Genomic DNA, 20,783 nt, shown 5'->3' with positions numbered 1-20,783 from the left:
TCACGGGGCCGAGCGCGCGGCCGCGTCCAGGTGACGGCCGAGGCGGCGGACGAGCAGTGCCATCTCGTGAGCCAGCTGGCCGATGTCGGTGCGGACGTCGCTGAGGACGGCGAGCCGGCTGCCGTGCCCGGCCGGGGTCACGAAGAGGTAGGCGTCGTCGAGCATCACCATGGTCTGCCGCACCTCTCCGGCGGCGAACCGGTCTCCGGCCGAGCGGGCCAGGCTGTGGAAGCCGGAGCAGACGGCCGCGAGATGCTCGACGTCCCGCCGCCGCATGCCCTCGGATTGGCTGAGCGGCAGTCCGTCCGCGGTCAGCAGCACGGCCTGGCGGACGTGGTCGGTCCGGGCGACCAGGTCGTCGAGAAGCCAGCCGAGGTCGCTGCCGGGCGGCGCGCCGGGGTCCGGGGCGGGGTGGTTGTCACTGGTCATCGGCGGAGGGCGTCCTTTCCTCGGGGCGGGTCGGCTCGTCCGTGTCACGGGGCAGTCCCCTGCGCCCCAGGTCCAGGCCGCGCTGGAACGCCCCGAAGACCGCCCGCATCTCGTCGGCGTCCAGGTCACGCCCTTGCCCGGACCCGGGCGCCGGTTCGGGCTCGGTGCGCAGTTCGGGGGCGAGGCAGGCCTGCCGCCTGCGGGTGGGCAGCGCGGGGGCGGCGGGGGCGCGGGACCCGCCGGAACCGGCCTCGGCCGTCCCGGCGCGCCCGCGCGGCAACGCGTCCGTCTCGGTCATCACGTCCGGCCCGTCAGGCCCGTCAGGCCCGTCAGGCCCGTCAGGGCGGGGGTCCGTCTCCGCCAGCACCGCCGCCGGCAGCAGCACCACCGCGGTGGTGCCGCCGTACGGCGACTCCCGCAGGGTCACCTCGATGCCGTGCCGGGCGGCCAGGCGGCCCACCACGTAGAGACCGAGGCGGTCGTGGCGGGCGGGATCGAAGGCCTCGGGGTCGGTGAGGGTGCGGTGCGCCTCGGCGAGCCGGCCGGCGTCCAGGCCGAGGCCCCGGTCGTCCACCTCCAGGGTGAAGCCGTGGCCGGCCCGGCCGGTGCGCACGGTGACCTGGGTGTGCGGCGGCGAGAACACGGTGGCGTTCTCCAGCAGCTCGGCGAGCAGGTGCACGACGTCGGCGACGGCCTCCGCGGCGATCCCCACCCCGGGCATCGGCGGCACCACGACCCGTGGGTAGTCCTCGATCTCGCCGACCGCCGAGGACACCACGTCGGCGACGGGCACCGGCCGCCGCCAGCGCCGTCCGGGGGTGGCTCCGGAGAGGATGATCAGGCTCTCCGCGTGCCGGCGCATCCGGGTGGTCAGATGATCGATGCGGAACAGCTCGCCCAGGACGGCCGGGTCGCCGGTGCGCCGCTCCAGGGTGTCGACGAGTTTCAGCTGCCGGTGGACGAGGGCCTGGTTGCGGCGTGCGATGTTGAGGAGTACCGCGAACAGGCCCCTGCGCAGCGTGGCCTGCTTCACCGCCGCCTCGACCGCGGCCAGCCGCGCCCTGTTGAACGACCGGCCGACGTCCCCGATCTCGTCGCGACCGGCCTCGCCGGCGGCCAGCGGCGGTGCCTCGGCGACCGGGTCCACGTCCTCGCCGGCGCTCAACCGGTCCATCAGGGCGGGAAGTTGGTGCGCGGTGAGCAGGTCGGCAGCGTCCCGCAGGTTCTCCAGCCGGCGTGAGACGCGGCGCGCCCCGCGCACCGCGAACCACAGCGAGAGCCCCACCGCCGCCAGCCCGACGACACCGACGACGGCGGCCCTGGCCAGCTCCCGGTAGGCGAAGGTCCGTCCGCGCTCCGCGGAGTTCCGGGCGGACTCTGTACACAGCAGCATGTACTGCCTGACGGCCCGGTCGGTGGTGGACCGCCAGGTGTCCGCGGCCACGGCCGCACCGGCCCGGTCCGCACCGGCCCGCAGCAGCGCGTCCTCGCCACGCTCCAGCGATCCGTACAGCTCACCGCGCTGGAACCGCTGGAACGGCGCCCGAGAGTCGGCGGGCAGGTCGGGGACGTAGGTCAGCTCGAAGACGCGGCGGTCCTCGATGGCCGCGGCGAGTTCCCGGTACTGTCCCCGGGTGAGCCGTCCGGCTGCCCTGGCCCCCGCGACCAGCGCGTCCTCGCGCGAGACGAACTCCCGCACCCGGACCAGCTCGACGACCACCTGCGCCTCCCGGGCCAGTTGTCCGGCCTGGAGGGCGGTGAGGGCGGACTGGACGCCGAAGCCGGGCTCCACCAGGGCGCTGTAGTCGGTGACGGCGGTGTTCCACGCGATCTTCCGGGACAGCACCCGCTCGCGCAGAGACTCCAGCCTGCCGGTGGCGGTCACCATCGCGTCCAGGGCCTGGCGCTGCCGGCCGCTGAGGCGTCCGCGGTCACCGCCCCGGACCGCGGCGCGCATGGCGTCCACGGCCCGGTCGGTACGCCGCTGCTGTGTCAGCAGGCCGGCGGCTGCCGCCGTGTCGAGCCGGGCGCCCAGGTAGGCCGCCGACAGGCGCCGTTCGATCTGGATCTGCCCGACGGCGGTGTCGACCGGGGTGCCGAAGTCGTCGTACACCCCCTGGACCCGGATCAGCGCGCGGAGTTCGGTGGTGACGGAGACCATGGTGGAGCTCCACAGAGCCGTCAGCGCGACGGCCGGGGCGAGGGCGAGCGCCACGATCCGCGCGCGGACGGTGGTGGGTCGGCCGACGGTCCAGCGCATGGATTGCCTACCGGTGTTACCAGCGAGTAAGGAGCCCGGCACAAACTACGGGATGCCCTCGGTCACCGCAATGGTTGCCTTCGGTAACACCGGGTCAGGACTCGACGGCGAACGTGCTGACGACGGCCGCGTGGTCGGAGGGCCAGTCGTTGCCCGCCACCTCCGGCCAGGACGCGGGCGCCCCGCTCACCCAGGTCCGGGAGTCGAGTACGCGCAGCCCCCTGTGCAGCACGTAGTCGATCCGGTCCTGCGGCTCGGGCCGCCCGCTGCCGTCCTCCGCCACCGGGTGGATCGGCGACCAGGTGTGCCCCGGCGCGGCCACCGGATCCGGGTGGACCTCCCGGTAGGAGTCGCGGAACCCGGCCTCCTCGGCGGCCTTGGTCACCGGCCACTCGACGTCCGTCCAGTCCAGGTGGGAGGGGCAGTTGAAGTCCCCCACGAGCACCACGGGCACCGTGCCGTCCCCGATCAGCTCCAGCGCCTCGCGCAGTTGCCCGAGCCGTACCTCCTCGTGGTCGATCAGTTCGGCCGCCCCGAGCCCGTCGAAGTGGAACTCGTAGGGCCCGTAGGGGGCGCAGTGCAGATGCGCGGTCCAGATGTCGACCTCCCGTCCGGGGCGTACGGCGATCCGCACCCCGGCGGCTCCGTAGAACCCCACCTCCGGGTCTCCGAGGCGGGCGGTGATCGGATACCGGCTGATGATCCCGAGGTTCTCGCCGGCCGTGTGGTGGTGCCAGCCGAGGGCCTCGGCCAGTTCCCGGGCCGAGGTGCCGGCGGTCTCCTGGAGGCCGACGACGTCCGCCCCCGCGTCGGCGACGGCCTTGATCTGCTTGGCCCGGTGGTCGTCGATCCGGCCGCCGCCGAGCCACAGGTTCCAGGACATGACCCGCAGTTCGGGTACCGCCATGTCACTGAGCTGCCGGGGAGTGACCCCGACGAGGCTGTCCCGCACGGTCCGGCCGGGGGCGTCGCCGATCGGCGCGAGCGAGGGCACGGCGAGGACCGCACAGCCGGCGGCCTCGGCGGAGGCGACCCCGGTCTCGGTGTCCTCGACGGCGACACAGGCCGCCGGGTCGACGCCGAGGGCACGGCAGGCGGCGAGGTACGGGTCGGGGGCGGGCTTGGTGCGGCCGGTGTCGTCGGCGGTGACGGAGGCGGCGAACCGGCCGGCGCCGAGCGCGTCGAGCACGAGGTCGGCCACCGCGCGTGGGGACGCGGTGACCAGGGCGGTGGGAACGCCGGCCGCGGCGAGCGCGTCCAGCAGGTCGAGGGCGCCGGGCCGGGGCACGATGCCGGTGCGGACACGGTCCGCGAACTCCCGGTGCAGCTCGGCCGCGAGGCCGGCGCCGGACCTGCCGGTGCTGCCGGCCAGCCAGTGGGCGGTGTGCTCGACCGGCCGGCCCAGCACATCGGGTTCGTCGGCCGCGCCGAGCGTCCGCCCGGCAACGCGTTCCACCGCCTCCCACCACAGCCGCTCGGTGTCGACGAGCGTTCCGTCCATGTCGAACAGGACGGCCTGGAGGGGGAGTCGGGGGTGGGGGGTCACGTTGTTGTCATTCCTCACGTCAGGGCTTGTGGACACATCCGGAGTTCCGGAGGCGCTACTTGTGGGTGCGGCTCGCCACCAGTACCGGCCGCTCGGGCAGCGACACGCTCACCGCGGCTCCGGCGCCCAGACCGGTGGCCTCGTGGGCGGCCAGGTCGGCCTTGGCCTCGGTGCCGTCGGCGAGCCGTACGGTGACCCGGACGACCGCGCCCAGGAAGGCGGTGGCGACGACGGTGGCCGTACCGGTGCCGTCCGCGCGCACCTGGACCGCCTCGGGCCGTACGAGCACGTCGACCTCGCTCGCGTCCGGCGCCGGCCCGTCGAGCGGCAGCCGCCGGCCCAGTACCTCGACCCGGTCGTCCTTGACGGTGCCCGGGATCCGGCTCATCGTGCCGACGAACTCGGCGACGAAGGCGGTGGCCGGCCGGCCGTACAGCTCGGCGGGCTCCGCGCACTGTTCGAGCTGCCCGGCGCGCATCACGGCGACCCGGTCGGCGACGGACAGCGCCTCCTCCTGATCGTGCGTCACGAACAGGGTGGTGATGCCGAGTTCCTGCTGGAGCCGGCGGATCTCCTCGCGGAGCGTCAGCCGGACCTTGGCGTCGAGGGCCGACAGCGGCTCGTCGAGGAGGAGCACCCGGGGCCGCAGGGCGAGGGCGCGGGCGAGCGCGATGCGCTGCTGCTGTCCGCCGGAGAGCTGGTGGGGGAACCGCTCCCCCTTGTCGCCGAGCCCGACCAGCTCCAGCAACTCGGCTGCCCGGGACCGCCGTTCGGACGTGCGGACCTTGCGCATCCGCAGCCCGAACGCCACGTTGTCGACGGCGTTCAGATGCGGGAAGAGGCTGTACGACTGGAAGACCATCCCGGCGTCCCGGCGGTGCGCCGGGACCGAGGTGACGTCCGAGCCGTCCACCAGCACCGCGCCGGAGTCGGGGTGTTCGAACCCGGCGAGCATGCGCAGCGCGGTGGTCTTGCCGCAGCCGGAGGGGCCGAGCAGGGCCAGGAACTCCCCCGGGCGGACGGTCAGGTCGAGTCCGTCGAGGGCGACGGTGGCGCCGAACTCCCGTCGCAGGGAACGGAATTCGACGGTGGCGGCGGTGGCGGCCTTCTCAGGCGTGCTGACACTCATGGTTCATCCCCGGGACGAAGCGGTACGGTCACGGCCGCCGGCACCGGCGAGCGCGAGGAGCAGGGCCCAGGTCACCAGGAGACTGAGCACGGACACGGCGACGGACATCTGGGCCTGCGAGCCGCCGACGTTGTAGATCCACACGGCGAAGGGCTGGAACCCGAGCAGCCGGGCGACGGTGAACTCGCCGAGCACCAGCGCCAGGGTGAGGAAGGCCGCGTTGAGCAGCGCCCCGCGCAGATTGGGCAGCACGGCCCGGACCAGGGCCTGCGGCCACGAGGCCCCGCAGCTGCGGGCGGCCTCGACCAGGGTGCGCACGTCGATCGCGCGCAGTCCGGCGTCCAGCGCCCGGTACACGAAGGGCAGCGCCATCACGACGTAGGCGAGGACCAGGACGACGGGGAAGTCCGGGTTCTGGATGGCGACGAACGTCTGGAACAGCGGGGTCCTGGAGAGGTGGTCCGGCCCCCACTTCAGGACGCTCGCGATGCCGGCGACGAACGCGATCGGCGGCACCACCAGCGGCAGCGAGCAGACGATCTCGACGACGGGCCGCAGCCGCGGCGCGCTCAGCCTGAGGGCGACCACGGCGGGCACCATCAGCAGCAGCACGACGACGATCGTGGCGAGGGCCAGTTCCAGCGAGAGCAGCAGGCTGGAGAGGAAGCCGTCGGCGGACAGGATCTGGCTGTAGGCGTCGAAGGTGACGCCCTGGCCGGGCACGTCGACGGTGAAGACGACGGAGGCGCCCAGCGGGACCAGGAAGTACAGGGCGGCGAGACCGAGGACGGCCCAGCGCCACGGGGTCAGGCGTCGAGCCATCGGGCACTCCGTCGTTGCAGGGGCAGGTAGACGGCCATCACCACGCCCGCCACCAGCACCATGTCCAGGCTCAGGGCGAGGGCCACGTTCTCCTGGCCGACCAGGACGTTGCCGGAGAGGGCGTCGGCGATCTGCAGGGTGACCAGCGGGACCGCGCTGCCGACCATCGCGGCGGCGGTGGCGTAGGCGGCGAAGGCGCTGCCGAAGAGCAGCACGAAGCCGCCGAGCAGCGAGGGCGCGAGCACGGGCAGGGCCACGAACCGCCAGTACTGCACGCCGGTGGCGCCGTTGTTGAGCGCCGCCTCCCGCCACTGCGCCCGGAGTCCGTCCAGGGCCGGCGTGATGGTGAGGACCATCAGCGGGATCAGGAAGTACAGGTAGACCAGGACGAGTCCCCAGAAGCTGTACAGGTTCCAGCCGTGGTCGGCGAGATGGAGGCGCACGGTCAGCACACCGGCGTTGCCGAGGGTCGCCACGAAGGCGAACGCCAGCGGCACGCCGCCGAAGTTGGCGAGCACACCGGAGGCGGTGAGCACGGCCTCGCGCAGCGCCCGGGAGCGCGAGCTGACCACGGCCTGGGCGAGCGGCAGTCCGAGGACGGCGGCGATCAGGGCGGAGAGCGCGGACAGCTTGACGCTGCCGACCAGGGCGGTGAGGTACGGCCCCTGGAGCGAGTCCGTGAGATTCCGCCCGGTGTACGAGGACACGCCGCTCGCCGGGTCCTTGACCGTGAAGGCGCCGTTCAGCATGGCCACGGCCGGCAGCCCGAACGCGACCGCCGTGAAGGCGAGCAGCGGGACGACGGCCAGCCAGCCGGGGGCGCGGCGCCGCCGCTTCTGGGAAGCGGCGGACGCCACGTCGGCCCGCGTGAGCGTGGCCGTCATCCGGAGACGGCCTTCGACCAGCCCGTCGAGAGGACCGTCTTGGCCTTGTCCTGCTGGGCCTCGGTCGGGAAGGACGGCGTGCCGGTGACCGCGGGCAGCTTGGCGGCCGCGGTCTTGTCCAGCGTGCCGGCCGACTCCATGGAGGTCATCAGGACCGGACGGGCGTAGCCCTTGAGCCACAGGTTCTGGCCCTCGGTGCTGTACAGGTACTCCTGCCACAGGCGGGCGGCCGCCGGGTGCGGGGCGTCCTTGTTGATGGCCTGCGAGTAGTACTGGGCGTACTGGCCGTCGGTCGGGATGCTGACCTTCCAGTCCACGCCCTTGGACTTGAACTCGTCGGCGTAGCCGGCGTTCAGGTAGTCCCAGTCGATGGAGATGGGCGTCTCGCCCTTCTCGACGGTGGCCGGGGTGGACTCGACGGGCGTGTAGTTGCCGTTCTTCTTCAGCTTGGCGAAGAGGTCCAGGCCGGGCTGGATGTCGTCGAAGGAGCCCTTGTTGGCGAGCGCGGCCGCGTAGACGCCGCCGAAGGCGGAGCCGGACTTGGTCGGGTTGCCGTTGAGGGCGACCTGGCCCTTGTACTGCGGCTTGAGAAGGTCGGCGAAGGTGGTCGGGCAGGTCTTGACGCGCTTGGCGTCGCAGCCGATGGAGATGTAGCCGCCGTAGTCGTTGTACCAGCGGGCCTGCGGGTCCTTCTGGGCGGTGGGGATGTCGCCGTACGTGGTCACCTTGTACGGCGCGAGCAGTCCCTGCTGGGCCGCGCTGAGCGCGAAGGAGGAACCGAGGTCGAGCACGTCCGGCGCCCGGTCCTGGCCCTTGCGGGAGGTCACGGCGTTGATCTCGTCCTGGCTGGAGCCGTCGGGGCTCTCGTCCTCGATCTTGATGCCGTACTTCTTCTGGAAGCCGTCGATGATGGCGCCGTAGTTGGCCCAGTCACGGGGCACGGCGATGATGTGCAGCGCGCCCTCCTTCTTCGCGGCGGCGACCAGCTTGTCCATGCCGCCGAGGTCGGCGGCGGAGGTCGCGGTGGCGGCGTTCTTGCCGTCGGAGGTGGTGGACGACGCGTTGTCGGGGGCGGCGCCGCAGGCGCTCAGGGCGAGCGCGGCTACGACGGCGAGGGAGCCGCCAAGGACGGCGGTTCTCGGCAGGGACACGGTCACGGTCTCTCCAGGGAGTACGCACGAGGGTGGGTGGCGCTGTGGGGGCGGCACTGTGGCGGGCACCGAGCGAACTTGTCTGAACAAGTTGACCACAGTACGCCCGGCGCGGGTGACCTGTTCATGAATACGACGGAAACACCGGGCCCTGATTCCCTGCACATTCGCGGCTGACACGAATCACCCCGGGACGTCGATTAGGCTGGTCACGCTGTGCACAACAGCCTGATCAGAGGGGAAGCATGACGGCGCGACACGAGGAGATCGCCGACGAGCTGCGGCGCGCCATCGGCCGCGAGGAGTACACCGTCGGCAGCCGGCTGCCCGCCGAGACGGAGCTGGCGGCGCAGTACGGAGTCTCCCGCGGCACCGTCCGCCAGGCCGTCGCCGCGCTCACCTCGGAGGGGCTGATCGGCTCCCGTCAGGGCGCCCGCCGGGTGGTGCTGGCCAGCCGGCGCAGCCAGAGCTTCGCGGAGCTGCGCAGTTTCGCGCAGTGGGCGAGGTCGATGGGCCGCGAGGCGACCGGACACGTGGTGTCCCAGGAATACCGCCCGGCCACCCAGGAGGACGCGGTCCGCCTTCAACTCTCCCTCGGTACGCAGGTGTTGCACGTACTGCGGGTGCGCGGTCTGGACGGCGAGCCGGTGTTGCTGGAGCGCACGGTGTACGCGGACTGGATCTCCCCGGCGGTGGCGGCGATAGAGCCGGAGTGCCCGTCGGTGACCCAACGCCTGTACGAGAACACGGGGTTGGTCTTCGCCTACGGCGAGCACGTGATCGACGCGGTCGCCTGCGGCGCGCGGGACGCCGAGCTGCTGGGGGTCCGCCGGTCGAGCCCGCTGCTGCGGGTGCGGCGGGTGACGACGACCCGGGAAGGACGCCCGGTGGAGTGGTCCGACGACCGCTACCGGTCGGACGCGGTGAGCTTCAGCGTCCACAACTCCATCGGCAGCAACGCGCTGGCCCGGATGACCGCGGAATAGCGGACCGGGTGCGCCGTCGTACGCCGGGTGCGGGTGGTTCGTGGCTAACCGCGCGACCGGCTCCCACTCGTCCGCACCCGGCATACGACAGCTCAGCCCGGGGCCCCCGAGGAGAACCTCCTCAGCAGCGGGGACAGCACCAGCACCGACTTGGTGCGTTCCACGAACGGCTCCCCCGCGATCCGCTCCAGGACCCGTTCGAAGTGCCGCATGTCCGACGCGAAGACCTGCACGACCGCATCGGCCTCACCGGTGACCGTGGACGCGGCCACCACCTCCTGGTACCGCTCCAGCCCCCGCTGGATCGTCTCGGGCGAGGTGTTGCGCCGGCAGTAGATCTCGACGAATCCCTCCGTCTCCCAGCCGAGGGCCGCCGGATCCACCCGCACGGTGAAACCGGTGATCGCTCCGGTGGCGCGCAGCCGGTCCACGCGCCGTTTGACGGCGGGCGCGGACAGGCCGACCAGTTGCCCGATGTCCGCGTAGGAGCGGCGGGCGTCCTCGGCGAGGGCGTGCACGATGCGTTCGTCGAGATCGTTCAGCAAGGGGACGTTCAGCTTTCAGGTGGTGCAGGACGGGACCGGCGACAGCCGTACCCGAAGTAGAACACGAGCCCGGCCGCCGTCCGCGAAGCGGCCAGGGCCTGTTGTTCGGATCAGGTCGCAGGACGGCGACGGTGCTGATCGGCGCCGGTGAGCGGGGTCTGGTGCGTGCGGCTGCAGGGCGGAGGAGGGGGTCGACGCGGTGGAGGCACCTCCCGGCCGAAGGCCGGGGGGCGTCGGCGACCGGCTACAACGCCGCAGACGTGCGCGCCAGACCCCGCGTCCGCGGGATCCAAACGACAGGTCCTAAGGGCTGTCCCGTAATCCCTGGTGGATCAGCGCGCGGCGTCAGATGCGGTGCATCGCAAGGCGGAGGGTCGTCCTCATACTGGGCGTATTCGGGCGAGCCCGACAACGCTGCGAGGTGCCGTAGCTGTCGTCGTGCGCCCGCCGGGGATTACGGGACAGCCCTTAGCTCCAGCTGGCGTGCAGCGGCTTGCCCTCCGCGTAGCCCGCCGCGCTCTGGATCCCCACGATCGCCTTCTCGGCGAACTCCTCCAGGGATCCCGCGCCGGCGTAGGTGCAGGAGGAGCGCACGCCCGCGATGATCGAGTCGATCAGGTCCTCCACGCCCGGCCGGGCCGGGTCGAGGAACATCCGGGACGTGGAGATGCCCTCCTCGAAGAGCGCCTTGCGGGCCCGGTCGTAGGCCGACTCGTCCGATGTGCGGTTGCGCACCGCGCGCGCCGAGGCCATGCCGAAGGACTCCTTGTACAGCCGCCCGTCGGCGGCCTGCTGGAGGTCGCCCGGCGACTCGTACGTGCCGGCGAACCAGGAGCCGACCATCACGTTGGACGCGCCCGCGGCCAGCGCCATCGCGACGTCCCTCGGGTGCCGCACACCACCGTCGGCCCAGACGTGCTTGCCGTACTTCCTCGCCTCCGCGGCACACTCCAGGACCGCCGAGAACTGCGGCCGGCCGACGCCGGTCATCATGCGGGTGGTGCACATGGCGCCGGGGCCCACGCCGACCTTGATGATGTCCGCGCCCGCGTCCACGAGGTCCTTGACGCCCTCGGCGGAGACGATGTTGCCGGCCGCGACCGGAACCTTCGGGTCGAGGCCGCGGACCAGCTTGATCGCGCTGATCATCGATTCCTGGTGGCCGTGCGCGGTGTCGATGACGAGCGTGTCGACCCCCGCGTCGAGCAGCTGCTTGGCCTTGTCGGCGAAGTCCCCGTTGATCCCGACGGCGGCGGCGATCCGCAGCCTGCCCCGCGCGTCGGTGGCCGGGGTGTACAGGGTGGCGCGCAGGGCGCCCTTGCGGGTGAGGATGCCGGCCAGCTTGCCGTCCCGGTCGACGGCGGGCGCGTAGCGGCGGTTGGCCGCGTCCAGCTTGTTGAACGCCTCGCGCGGGTCGATGTCCGCGTCGAGCAGCAGCAGGTCACGGGACATGACCTCGGCGAGCTGGGTGAAGCGGTCGACGCCGTTGAGGTCTCGGTCGGTGACGACACCGACGGGGCGGCCGTCCTCGTCGACGACGACGCCCGCGTTGTGCGCGCGCTTGGGCAGCAGGGCCAGCGCGTCGGCGACGGTCTGGTGCGGGGCGAGCACGATCGGGGTGTCCAGCACCAGATGGCGGCTCTTCACCCAGGTGATGACGTCGGTGACCACGTCGATCGGGATGTCCTGCGGGATGACGACGAGGCCGCCGCGCCGGGCCACCGTCTCGGCCATCCGCCGGCCCGCGATCGCGGTCATGTTGGCGACGACCAGCGGGATGGTGGTGCCGGTGCCGTCCGGCGAGTCGAGGTCGACGCCCTGCCGCGAGCCGACCGCGGAGCGGCTCGGCACCATGAAGACGTCGTCGTACGTCAGGTCGTACGCGGGCTGGATGTCATTGAGGAAACGCACGTGCCGCACATCCCGGTCGATCAGAGGTGACCCCCGGACCGGCCGGCCAAGGGGAAGAGCACGTACTTCATTGTCCCATGGCGACCGGTATGCGGTGCCCGGGACGAACATCCAGGCAGGTCAGGAGTGTCTGGGAGGAACCTCCAAGGGACCCGGGCAGGGCTTGCCGGGTCACCGCAGGGCGAGCGCCACCGTCAGTCGCGGTTCGTCGGCGGCCGCGTGGGCGAACACGTCCTGGGCGGTCTTCCACTCGTCCGGCCGGGTTCCGGCGTAGCCCTGCCAGCCGGTCACCACCAGGAGGAGCCCGCGGCCGGCCGCCTCGGGCGGCCAGAACGAGGGGTCGCGGAGGCTGTCGGTGAGGGCGTCCCAGTTGCGGCCGAACCAGTCGGGCAGGCCCAGCGCGGCGACGGCACGGTCCATGAGACCGGCCTTGTCGGCGACTCCGGCGAGGTCGAGCACGACCAGATGCGGACTCGTCGTCATCTCAGCACCGTCCGGGAGGAGTCGAAGGGTTCACCGTCGCAGTGGATCCCACCGGTGCGCCGGGAGACAACACGCACCCGCGTCATGCCTTCTCGGCGGCCACGGCAGCCTTGGGGGCCGCGGGCAGGTCGTCGAGGAAGTCGGCGGACGGCACGTGGAAGAGGGTGCCGGTGACCGCCGTCGAGAAGTCGAGGATCCGGTCGTGCCGGGCGTCCTGCGTGCCGAGGAACATGTTGCGCAGCATGTGCTCGATGACGTCCGGGGTACGTGCGTACCCGATGAAGTAGGTGCCGAACTCGCCCTGGCCGGGGCTGCCGAAGGGCATGTTGTCGCGCAGGATGTCCTGCTCCTGGCCGTCCGCTCCGGTGACGGTGTTCAGTTCGACGTGCGAGCCCGGCTCCTCCAGCTCGATGTTGGTGGCCTTGGTGCGGCCGATGATCCGCTCCTGCGTCTCGACCGGCAGCGCGTTCCAGGCGTCCAGGTCGTGCAGGTACTTCTGGACGACCACATAGCTGCCACCGGCGTGCGCCGGGTCCTCGGCGCCGATCAGGACGGCCCTGCGGGCTGCGGCGCCGACCGGGTTCTCGGTGCCGTCGACGAAGCCCAGCAGGTCGCGGGCGTCGAGGTACTTGAAACCCTGCACCTCGTCCTCGACGGTGACCGCGTCCCGCAGCCGGTGCATGATCTCGGAGGCCAGCCCGAAGCAGAGGTCGAAGCGGGTGGCCCGGACGTGGAAGAGGAGGTCGCCGGGGGTCGCGACGGCGGTGTGCCGAGCGCCTTCCAGGGGCTTGAAGGGGTGCAGTCCGGCCGGGCGCGGGTGGTCGAACAGCCGGTCCCAGGCTTCGGAGCCGATCCCCGCGACACAGCTCAGGGCGGCGTCCGGGGCGCCGAACCCGAAGCTGCGCCGGAGCGCGGCGAGATCACCCAGCACGTCCCGCACCGGCTCCTCCTGCCCGGGGCGGACGCTGACCACCAGGAAGATCGCGGCGGTGGTCAACGGCCCTAGCACCGGCTGTGGTTCGGCTTCCCGTGCGGGCTGGGGTTCAGTGGTCACCGCGTCCTCCCGATGCGATCGGCTCTCGGCCTGTCGTACACGTACGTCATACACATGATCGGGGTTCGGGGCGCCCGGCGGACGCAGACGCTCCCGTGCGACGGCGCGCCGCCGCCCCACTTCCCCGGAGATTTTTTCGCGCCACTGGAATAGACGGACCTGTCTATGGGGTTGACCAGCGCGTGTAGACAGACCGGTCTACTCACAACAGGCATCCGCGACCGATGATTCCGGCGCCGTCCCGCGAAGGATCTCTCCGATGAACCAGCTGGCACCGCACGATCGAACCAAGGCGCCGGGCAGGCCGATCCCGCCACGCGCGGCCTTCTACGTGCTCGCCTCCGTCGTCGTCTCGTTCCTCGCCGCCTCCAGCGCGCCGACCCCGCTCTACGCCTCCTACCAGGCGGAATGGGGCTTCAGTCCGATCACCACCACCGTGGTCTTCGGCATCTACGCGATCGCCGTGCTCTCCGGCCTGCTGGTCCTCGGCAAGCTCTCCGACCACGTCGGCCGCCGCCCCGTCCTGATCTCCGCGATCACCGCGCAGGCCGTCGCGATGGTGCTCTTCTCCACGGCCGGGGGCGTCGGCGAACTGCTTCTCGCCCGGGTCGTGCAGGGCCTGTCCACCGGCGCCGCGCTCGGCGCGGTCGGCGCCGCGATGATGGACATCAACCGCTCGCGCGGCACCGTGGCGAACGCCCTCGCCCCCGGTCTGGGCACCGCGACGGGCGCCCTGGTCAGCGGTTTCGTCGTGCAGTACCTGCCCGCGCCGACCCACGCGATCTACCTCGGCCTGCTCGGCGTGTTCGTTGCCCAGGCCCTCGCCATCGCCCTGATCGACGAGACCGTCACCCGCGCGCCCGGCGCCCTGGCCACGCTGGTGCCCGAGATCAGGCTCCCGCGCGCGGTCCGCGGTGCCGCCCTCGCCGCGGCACCGGTGATCTTCGCCGTGTGGGCGCTCGCCGGGTTCTACGGCTCCCTCGGCCCCGCCCTGGTCCGCACCCTGGTCGGCTCCGACTCCGCTGTCTGGGGCGGTCTCGGCCTCTTCGTCCTCGCGTTCGTCGCGGCCGTCTCCGTCCTCGTACTGCGCGACGCCCGGGCGACGACCGTGATGTACACCGGGATCGGCGCGCTGGTCGCCGGTGTCGCCGTCACGCTGCTGGCCGTCGGCCAGAGCGCACCGGTGCTGTTCTTCGTCGGCACGGCCGTCGCCGGCTTCGGCTTCGGCAGCGGCTTCCAGGGCGGCATCCGCACCGTACTGCCGCTGACCCGGCCGCACGAGAGCTCGGGCGTGCTCTCCCTGCTGTTCGTCGTCGCCTACCTCGGCATGGGGGTCCCCTCCGTCGTCGCCGGAACGCTGGTGGTGCACGGCGGCGGCCTGGTCCCGACCTCCGAGGAGTACGGCGCGGTGGTCATCGCCCTGGCACTGCTGGCCCTGGCGGCCCTGCTGCTGCGCCGCGGGCCGCGGAGCGCACCCGGGGTGCTGGTGGCCGCGGGCGGCTCGCCCGCCGTCCAGGCCCCGGAGACCGAGCGGGCCGACGCGGCGTCCCGGTGACCGAGTAGACCGGTCCGGCCAGTCGTAGAGTGAAAGTCCGAGAAGGTGGGTGGCATGACGAAGACGTTGAGTGCCAAGGCTCCCACGGCCCGCGAGCGGCTGCTCTCGGCCGCGAACGAGTTGTTCTACGCGGAGGGCGTGCAGTCGGTCGGGATCGACCGGATCATCGAGCGCGCCGGGGTCGCCAAGGCATCCCTGTACAACACCTTCGGTGGCAAGGAACAGCTCATCCGGGCCTATCTCGACTCCCGGTACGCCAGGATGTCCGCTCGCCTGCTGCGCGCCGTGGACGGCACCGAGGATCCGCGGGAGCGGCTGCTGGCGGTCTTCGACGCGCAGGCCGCGCTCTTCGCCGAGCAGGGATATCACGGGTGCGCCTTCGTGGCGGCCAGCGCGGAGGCCAAGCAGGGCAGCGCCATCGAGGAAGTCTCCGACACCTACCGCGCGTGGGTCCGGGCCCTGTTCACCGACCTCGCCAGGGAGGCCGGCGCTCCGGATCCCGGGAGCCTCGCCCGCCAGCTCCACCTGCTCTACGACGGGGGCGGGGTGTCCGCACGGATGGACCGCGACCCGTCCGCGGGCAAGTTCGCCCGGCAGGCGGCCACCGTCCTGATCGACGCGGCGCTGGCGACGGGCACCGTTCAGCCCGTTTCCTGACGGTGATCGCCGCGGCAGCGTTGTCACCGGTACCGGTGCCGCCGCGGCGATGGCCGTCAGGAACCGTCGGGGTCGGAACGGTTCAGCGTCGGCTTGGGCGTCGGCCCCGCCGTCATCAGGTAGTCGGCGGCCGAGGTGTCGGTGACCAGACTGGTGACCAGCCCCGACCTCAGCACCGCGTCGATAGCGGCCGCCTTGCGCTGCCCGCCCGCGATCGCGACCACCTCGGGGATGCGGCGCAGCTGGTCCGCCTTGACCGTGATGCACCGCTCCCCCAGGTCGCGTCCGACCCGGCGGCCCTCGGCGTCGAAGAGGTGCGCGGCCATCTCTGCGGCGACGCCGAGCGTGGCGTAGTGCGCGCGCTCCTCGTCACTGAGCATGTCGTGCACCGTCGAGATACCGCGCTCCCAGGACCCGATCGAGACACAGGCGACCGTGACCTTGTCGAAGTACTCGAAGGCCCGGGCGATGCCGGTCTGGTTGCGCAGTGCGGCCGCGGTGGCCGCGTCCGGCAGCAGCATCGGCGCGTAGATGGGGTGCGCGTCACCGCCGGACACCTGGGCGGCGCGCCGGACCGCCTCGACCGAACCGCGTTCGGAGGTCCCGGCGTCGTACACGCCCGTCAGCTGCACCACCGTGCACGGGGGCAGCCGGTCGAGCGCCGCCGCCATGTGGATGGTGGACCGGCCCCAGGCGAGACCGAGCACATCGCCCTCGTTGACGAGCTCGCCGAGCAGCTCGGCGGCCACCTCACCGAGGTTCTCGGGATCGGGGGTCTCCTCCGCCTCGGCCGGGGACTCGACCACGACGGCGTGCCGCAGGCCGTAACGGGCGCGGAGCGCGTCCGAGCGCTCGGCGTCCAGTTCGGCCGGTACACGGATCTCGATGCGTACGAGATCCCTTTCGAGGGCAGTCTCCAGGACCCGGGCCACTTTGAAGCGGCTGACGCCGAACTCCTCCGCGATCTGGATCTTGGACTTGCCCTCAAGGTAGAAGCGGCGGGCCATGGCCGCCGCCTGCACCAGCTCAGCGGGTCCCATCCGCATGGCTGACCGGCCCGCCGACATACCCGACACGGCCATCTCCTCACTGCTGTTCACACTCTGGATACGCCGTTCATCCTCGCAGATCCGGCGCAGTCGATCAGCCCTGATCGGAGCCGTTCACGTTCCCGTACCTCAGTGGTCGCACGCCCAGGACGCGGCAGCGGTGGCCGCCTCGGCCTGAGTGCGTAGTGCACGTACCGCCTCTGCCGGGTCGTTTGCCCCGTACACCGCCGAGCCTGCAACAAAAACATCGGCGCCGGCGTCCGCGCACCGCTCGATCGTCGTCGCCGAAACTCCTCCGTCGACCTGCAGCCACAGCTCCAGCCCGTGCTTGCCGATCAGTTCCCGGGTGCGGCGGATCTTCGGCAGCATGATGTCGAGGAACGCCTGGCCGCCGAAGCCCGGCTCCACGGTCATGATGAGCAGCATGTCCAGCTCGGGGAGCAGGTCCTCGTACGGCTCGACGGGCGTCGCGGGCTTGAGCGCCATGGAGGCACGCGCGCCCTTCGCCCGGATCTCGCGCGCGAGCCGCACCGGGGCCGCCGCCGCCTCCACGTGGAAGGTGACCGAAGAGGCACCCGCTTCGACGTACTGGGGGGCCCAGCGATCGGGGGCATCGATCATCAGATGGCAGTCCAGCGGGGTGTCCGTGGCCCGGGCCAGGGACTCTACGACCGGCACACCGAGCGTGAGGTTCGGGACGAAGTGGTTGTCCATGACGTCGACGTGGAGCCAGTCGGCGCCTTCGACCGCCTTGGCCTCGTCCGCGAGGCGGGCGAAGTCGGCGGACAGGATGCTGGGGTTGATCTGCGCGGCCATGCGTCAAGCGTGCCATGCCCCGCCGGGAAGGACTGCGTGGGGTTCGGGGGTGGTTGCGGTCGGGCCCCGGCCGCCGGCCGGCGGGGGCTGGTCGCGCCCACGCGGCGGCGGCCGCATGCGGAACGCGGCCCCGCGCTCCTCCGAGGGGGCCGGGGTCACGCCCGCCGAGTGCCCCTGCCTCAGCCGGTCCGGCGGATCAGGGCCAGGTACATCGCGTCCGTGCCGTGCAGATGCGGCCACAGCTGGACGTCGGGGCCCTCGCCCAGCGCGGGCACGCCCGGCAGCAGCGGACGCGCGTCCAGCAGCTCCGTGTCCGGCCGCTGCTTCAGCACGTCCTGGACCACCGCCCGGGTCTCCGCGAGGTGCGGCGAGCACGTGGCGTACCCGACGACCCCGCCGACCCGCACCGAGTCGATCGCCGTACGCAGCAGCGCGCGCTGCAGCGGGGCGAAGTTGTCGAGGTCCTCGGGCCGGCGGCGCCAGCGCGCCTCCGGGCGCCTGCGGAGGGCCCCGAGACCGGTGCACGGGACGTCCATCAGTACCCGGTCGAAGGTCCCCGGTCGCCACGGCGGCCGCGTGCCGTCGGCCGCGATGACCTGGTAGGGCCCCGGATTGCCGTGCAGCGCCTTGGCCACCAGGCCGGCCCGGTGCGGCTGCTTCTCCGAGGCGAGGAGGACGGCCCCGCGTTCCGCGGCGAGCGCGGCGAGCAGCGCGGCCTTGCCGCCGGGCCCGGCGCAGCCGTCGAGCCAGGTCGCGTCCGGGCCCTCCACGGGCGCGTTGGCGAGCGCGAGGGCCACCAGCTGACTGCCCTCGTCCTGCACTCCGGCCCGCCCCTCGCGCACGGCCTCGACGGCGCCGGGCTCCCCGCCCTCGCTGAGCCGCACCGCGAACGGAGACCAGCGCCCCGGCACGGCCGCCTCCTCCACGAGCAGTTCCTCGGTGGTGGCCCGCCCGGGCCGGGCGACCAGCGTCACCTCGGGCCGTTCGTTGTCGGCGGACAGCAGTTCCTCGATCCCCGCTCGTCCCCCGCCCAGCGAGTCCCAGAGCGCGGAGACGACCCATCGCGGGTGCGAGTGCACGACGGCGAGATGGTCCTCGGGGTCCTGCTCGTAGGGCGGTGCGACCTTCGCGAGCCAGCCGTCGAGATCGTCCTGCGCGATCTTGCGCAGCACGGCGTTGACGAACTTGGCCCGCCCGTCGCCCAGTACCACGCGGGCCAGCTCGACGGAGGCGGACACGGCGGCATGGGTGGGGATCCGGGTGCCGAGCAGCTGGTGCGCACCGAGGCTGAGTACGTCGAGGACCGGCGGGTCGACCTCGCGCAGCGGCCGGTCCACGCACTCGGCGATGATCGCGTCGTACGTCCCCTGCCGGCGCAGCGTCCCGTAGACCAGCTCGGTGGCGAGGGCCGCGTCCCTCCCGTCGAACTTGTCGGGGCCCTCCTTCTGACGCGCCTTGCGCAGCAGCGGCGGCAGGACGAGGTTCGCGTACGCGTCCCGCTCGTCCACGGCGCGCAGCGCCTCGAAGGCGAGGAGACGGACGGGGTCCTTCTGAGGACGGCGGTAGGGCTTGGCGGGCCGGCGCGGCCCCCGGGACTGCTGGCTCACGAAAAAGGTGCTCCGGGTATGGGAACGATGCGGCTCCCAGCGTACGCCGCGCGCACCGGAAAGCCGCTGCTGAGGAGGGGCCGCTCAGTCGCCGAGGGTCTCCTCGGCTCCGATCCGCACGCCACGCGCCCAGTCGGCGGCCCGCATCGGCTTCTTGCCCTGGGCCTGTACCCAGAGCAGTTCCACGGCGTACGACCCCGTCCCCACGTGCGCGCTGTTCTTCCCGACGGCGATCCGGCCCGGCGCGAGATCGGTGCGCTCGGGCACCGGCGTGACCTGGATCAGCTTGAGCCGCTCACCCCGGAAGGTGGTCCAGGCGCCGGGGGCGGGAGTGCAGCCGCGTACCACCCGGTCGATCCGCAGCGCGGGGGCCGCCCAGTCGATCCTGGCGTCCTCGACGGTGATCTTCGGAGCGAGGGTGATGCCCTCGGCCGGCTGCGGTACGGCCTTGAGCGCGCCGTCCTCGATGCCGTCCATGGTGGCGACGAGCAGTCCGGACCCGGCGAACGCGAGCCGGGTCAGCAGGTCGCCGCTGGTGTCGGTGGGGCGGATCTCCTCGGTGACGGTCCCGTAGACGGGCCCGGAGTCGAGGCCCTCCTCGATGAGGAAGGTGGAGGCTCCCGTGATCTCGTCGCCCGCCATGACGGAGTGCTGGACCGGCGCCGCCCCGCGCCAGGCGGGCAGCAGCGAGAAGTGCAGGTTGACCCACCCGTGGGCGGGCACGTCGAGGGCGACCCTGGGCAGCAGCGCGCCGTACGCGACCACCGGACAGCAGTCCGGCCCGATCTCCCTCAACCGCTCCAGGAACTCCGGATCGCGCGGCTTGAGCGGCCGCAGCACCTCGATGCCGGCCTCCATCGCCCGCTCGGCCACCGGCGAAGCGATCAGCCTGCGGCCCCGCCCGGCCGGTGCGTCGGGCCGCGTGACCACGGCGGCCACCTCGTGCCGCCCGGAGGCGATGAGCGCGTCCAGAGCGGGAACGGCGACTTCGGGGGTACCGGCGAAGACAAGCTTCATGGGCGAGTGAGGGCCTCTCGGACACGACGGACACGGGCAACACCCAAGTCTATGCGGCGAGGAGCGGGCCGCCGACGGCGAACACCCGGTGGGCCGCTCGGCCGCTCGGCCGGCCGGAGGGGCGGTGCGCGGGCGGGAAAGCCCGGCGTACGCATATGCCCATACGCCCCCACACCGTGACCAGCGGCGCGCCCACGCGTTGGTCAAGTGAGAGTTGACCACAACGGGCCGCATACGCGGCCCATTCCTTTCAACGCCGGTTCGAGAGGCTTGTTCATGGCCGACCACGCAACCCACGACGCCCAGGCCCGGGCCAGCCTGCACTTGTTGGTGCGGGACATCGAGCGGGTCCGCCGACAGGTGGACGCACTGCGCACGCTCACCGCCCAGTTGGGCAACGTCTACCGCCCGCGCCGTTCCGGCCCCTCCACGGGCTTCGTCGTCTACGGACGCGCTCCCGCCCCGACGGTCCGACTCGCCCAGGAACTCCGGGACAGTGTCGAAACCCTGGTCACGGCGGCCGTGGACTTCGACCGCTCACTCGGCTTCTCGTGGGACGCGGTGGGCTCCGCGCTCGGTGTGACCAAGCAGGCGGTGCACCGCCGTTACGGCGCCCGCCGCGCCGCGGCCCAGCAGGCACCGGCCGCCGAGACCGAACGGCCGACCGAGCCGGCCGGCACCCGCGCGCTCACCATGGGCGTGGGCCTGCCCACGGTACCCACGGTCCCGGCCGCCCGCTCCATGCCGACCCAGCCGACCGCGGGCAGCCCCGCCCTCCGTGACGAGGCGAGGCCGACAGCCTTCCCCGGCCCGCGCAACGGCTGACCTCAGGGCGTTGCCCCGCTCGCCCTCCGCCCTCCCGGCGCGCACCCGGGAGGGCAG

19 protein-coding genes are annotated in these 20,783 nt (G+C 72.5%); 4 read left to right on the top strand and 15 right to left on the bottom strand.

Annotated features, from left to right (window positions below; translation table 11 throughout):
* From ACFXI4_RS23220 to ACFXI4_RS23190, 7 genes are all read right to left on the bottom strand, one after another.
* Positions 1 to 429 carry a roadblock/LC7 domain-containing protein gene (locus tag ACFXI4_RS23220; RefSeq protein ID WP_362733171.1) on the bottom strand — a complete coding sequence of 143 codons (429 nt, stop codon included), beginning with the start codon at positions 427 to 429 and terminating at the stop codon, positions 1 to 3.
* The gene (locus tag ACFXI4_RS23215; RefSeq protein WP_384993910.1) at positions 419 to 2,689 is read right to left on the bottom strand and encodes a nitrate- and nitrite sensing domain-containing protein; all 2,271 of its coding nucleotides are present in this window, start codon (positions 2,687 to 2,689) and stop codon (positions 419 to 421) included. The genes ACFXI4_RS23220 and ACFXI4_RS23215 overlap by 11 nt, the downstream gene beginning before the upstream one ends.
* A gap of 94 nt (positions 2,690 to 2,783) precedes the next feature.
* Positions 2,784 to 4,235, bottom strand: coding sequence for an HAD-IA family hydrolase (locus ACFXI4_RS23210; RefSeq protein ID WP_384993908.1), 1,452 nt, complete (start codon positions 4,233 to 4,235; stop codon positions 2,784 to 2,786).
* A 55-nt stretch (positions 4,236 to 4,290) separates the two neighbouring features.
* The gene (locus tag ACFXI4_RS23205; RefSeq protein ID WP_384993905.1) at positions 4,291 to 5,364 is read right to left on the bottom strand and encodes an ABC transporter ATP-binding protein; all 1,074 of its coding nucleotides are present in this window, start codon (positions 5,362 to 5,364) and stop codon (positions 4,291 to 4,293) included.
* A gap of 3 nt (positions 5,365 to 5,367) precedes the next feature.
* The gene (locus ACFXI4_RS23200; RefSeq protein WP_362717056.1) at positions 5,368 to 6,186 is read right to left on the bottom strand and encodes an ABC transporter permease subunit; all 819 of its coding nucleotides are present in this window, start codon (positions 6,184 to 6,186) and stop codon (positions 5,368 to 5,370) included.
* Positions 6,171 to 7,070 carry an ABC transporter permease gene (locus ACFXI4_RS23195; protein ID WP_362717058.1) on the bottom strand — a complete coding sequence of 300 codons (900 nt, stop codon included), beginning with the start codon at positions 7,068 to 7,070 and terminating at the stop codon, positions 6,171 to 6,173. Before ACFXI4_RS23195 ends, ACFXI4_RS23200 begins: the two co-directional genes overlap by 16 nt.
* Positions 7,067 to 8,227: an ABC transporter substrate-binding protein gene (locus ACFXI4_RS23190; RefSeq protein ID WP_384993901.1), complete on the bottom strand. Its 1,161-nt coding sequence runs from the start codon at positions 8,225 to 8,227 to the stop codon at positions 7,067 to 7,069. The genes ACFXI4_RS23195 and ACFXI4_RS23190 overlap by 4 nt, the downstream gene beginning before the upstream one ends.
* Before the next feature lie 239 nt (positions 8,228 to 8,466).
* On the opposite strand from ACFXI4_RS23190, the gene ACFXI4_RS23185 reads away from it, so the two are divergent.
* Positions 8,467 to 9,207, top strand: a complete 741-nt coding sequence (locus ACFXI4_RS23185) for a GntR family transcriptional regulator (RefSeq protein WP_384993898.1) — start codon at positions 8,467 to 8,469, stop codon at positions 9,205 to 9,207.
* A gap of 92 nt (positions 9,208 to 9,299) precedes the next feature.
* Here ACFXI4_RS23185 and ACFXI4_RS23180 read toward each other — a convergent pair whose 3' ends face one another.
* From ACFXI4_RS23180 to ACFXI4_RS23165, 4 genes are all read right to left on the bottom strand, one after another.
* Positions 9,300 to 9,752: an Lrp/AsnC family transcriptional regulator gene (locus tag ACFXI4_RS23180; protein WP_046726552.1), complete on the bottom strand. Its 453-nt coding sequence runs from the start codon at positions 9,750 to 9,752 to the stop codon at positions 9,300 to 9,302.
* 468 nt (positions 9,753 to 10,220) lie between these two features.
* A complete protein-coding gene (locus ACFXI4_RS23175; RefSeq protein ID WP_384993894.1) occupies positions 10,221 to 11,663 on the bottom strand; it encodes a GuaB1 family IMP dehydrogenase-related protein in 1,443 nt (480 codons plus the stop codon).
* Positions 11,664 to 11,834: 171 nt separating this feature from the next.
* Positions 11,835 to 12,146 carry a barstar family protein gene (locus ACFXI4_RS23170; protein WP_384993892.1) on the bottom strand — a complete coding sequence of 104 codons (312 nt, stop codon included), beginning with the start codon at positions 12,144 to 12,146 and terminating at the stop codon, positions 11,835 to 11,837.
* Positions 12,147 to 12,228: 82 nt separating this feature from the next.
* Positions 12,229 to 13,200, bottom strand: a complete 972-nt coding sequence (locus ACFXI4_RS23165; protein ID WP_384993890.1) for a Dyp-type peroxidase — start codon at positions 13,198 to 13,200, stop codon at positions 12,229 to 12,231.
* A 259-nt stretch (positions 13,201 to 13,459) separates the two neighbouring features.
* Between ACFXI4_RS23165 and ACFXI4_RS23160 the strand changes: the two genes are divergently transcribed.
* Both ACFXI4_RS23160 and ACFXI4_RS23155 read left to right on the top strand, forming a co-directional pair.
* A complete protein-coding gene (locus tag ACFXI4_RS23160; protein ID WP_384993887.1) occupies positions 13,460 to 14,755 on the top strand; it encodes an MFS transporter in 1,296 nt (431 codons plus the stop codon).
* A 54-nt stretch (positions 14,756 to 14,809) separates the two neighbouring features.
* Positions 14,810 to 15,412 carry a TetR/AcrR family transcriptional regulator gene (locus tag ACFXI4_RS23155; protein ID WP_384993885.1) on the top strand — a complete coding sequence of 201 codons (603 nt, stop codon included), beginning with the start codon at positions 14,810 to 14,812 and terminating at the stop codon, positions 15,410 to 15,412.
* A gap of 56 nt (positions 15,413 to 15,468) precedes the next feature.
* Here ACFXI4_RS23155 and ACFXI4_RS23150 read toward each other — a convergent pair whose 3' ends face one another.
* The 4 genes from ACFXI4_RS23150 to fmt all read right to left on the bottom strand — a co-directional run bounded on the left by ACFXI4_RS23150 (position 15,469) and on the right by fmt (position 19,901).
* Positions 15,469 to 16,512, bottom strand: a complete 1,044-nt coding sequence (locus tag ACFXI4_RS23150; RefSeq protein WP_384993882.1) for a sugar-binding transcriptional regulator — start codon at positions 16,510 to 16,512, stop codon at positions 15,469 to 15,471.
* A 78-nt stretch (positions 16,513 to 16,590) separates the two neighbouring features.
* A complete protein-coding gene (rpe, locus tag ACFXI4_RS23145; RefSeq protein ID WP_384993880.1) occupies positions 16,591 to 17,277 on the bottom strand; it encodes a ribulose-phosphate 3-epimerase in 687 nt (228 codons plus the stop codon).
* A gap of 179 nt (positions 17,278 to 17,456) precedes the next feature.
* Positions 17,457 to 18,884, bottom strand: a complete 1,428-nt coding sequence (locus ACFXI4_RS23140) for an RsmB/NOP family class I SAM-dependent RNA methyltransferase (protein WP_384993878.1) — start codon at positions 18,882 to 18,884, stop codon at positions 17,457 to 17,459.
* Positions 18,885 to 18,968: 84 nt separating this feature from the next.
* Positions 18,969 to 19,901 carry a methionyl-tRNA formyltransferase gene (fmt, locus tag ACFXI4_RS23135; protein WP_384993875.1) on the bottom strand — a complete coding sequence of 311 codons (933 nt, stop codon included), beginning with the start codon at positions 19,899 to 19,901 and terminating at the stop codon, positions 18,969 to 18,971.
* Between the two features lie 276 nt (positions 19,902 to 20,177).
* Here fmt and ACFXI4_RS23130 point away from each other — a divergent pair, with 276 nt between their 5' ends.
* On the top strand, positions 20,178 to 20,726 hold the full coding sequence (locus tag ACFXI4_RS23130) for a hypothetical protein (RefSeq protein ID WP_384993872.1): 549 nt from the start codon (positions 20,178 to 20,180) through the stop codon (positions 20,724 to 20,726).
* Positions 20,727 to 20,783: the final 57 nt, after the last annotated feature.

Origin of the sequence: Streptomyces sp. NPDC059224, assembly GCF_042754285.1 — a bacterium.
In the GTDB taxonomy this organism is placed as follows: Bacteria; Actinomycetota; Actinomycetes; order Streptomycetales; family Streptomycetaceae; genus Streptomyces.
This window is presented reverse-complemented; position numbering and strand designations above follow the sequence as displayed.

Coding starts and splice junctions, on each gene's coding strand:
- ACFXI4_RS23205 (WP_384993905.1), bottom strand. CDS start 5,364: ATGAGTGTCAGCACGCCTGAGAAGGCCGCCACCGCCGCCACCGTCGAA.
- rpe (WP_384993880.1), bottom strand. CDS start 17,277: ATGGCCGCGCAGATCAACCCCAGCATCCTGTCCGCCGACTTCGCCCGC.
- ACFXI4_RS23155 (WP_384993885.1), top strand. CDS start 14,810: ATGACGAAGACGTTGAGTGCCAAGGCTCCCACGGCCCGCGAGCGGCTG.
- ACFXI4_RS23195 (WP_362717058.1), bottom strand. CDS start 7,070: ATGACGGCCACGCTCACGCGGGCCGACGTGGCGTCCGCCGCTTCCCAG.
- ACFXI4_RS23200 (WP_362717056.1), bottom strand. CDS start 6,186: ATGGCTCGACGCCTGACCCCGTGGCGCTGGGCCGTCCTCGGTCTCGCC.
- ACFXI4_RS23215 (WP_384993910.1), bottom strand. CDS start 2,689: ATGCGCTGGACCGTCGGCCGACCCACCACCGTCCGCGCGCGGATCGTG.
- ACFXI4_RS23160 (WP_384993887.1), top strand. CDS start 13,460: ATGAACCAGCTGGCACCGCACGATCGAACCAAGGCGCCGGGCAGGCCG.
- fmt (WP_384993875.1), bottom strand. CDS start 19,901: ATGAAGCTTGTCTTCGCCGGTACCCCCGAAGTCGCCGTTCCCGCTCTG.
- ACFXI4_RS23130 (WP_384993872.1), top strand. CDS start 20,178: ATGGCCGACCACGCAACCCACGACGCCCAGGCCCGGGCCAGCCTGCAC.
- ACFXI4_RS23220 (WP_362733171.1), bottom strand. CDS start 429: ATGACCAGTGACAACCACCCCGCCCCGGACCCCGGCGCGCCGCCCGGC.
- ACFXI4_RS23185 (WP_384993898.1), top strand. CDS start 8,467: ATGACGGCGCGACACGAGGAGATCGCCGACGAGCTGCGGCGCGCCATC.
- ACFXI4_RS23170 (WP_384993892.1), bottom strand. CDS start 12,146: ATGACGACGAGTCCGCATCTGGTCGTGCTCGACCTCGCCGGAGTCGCC.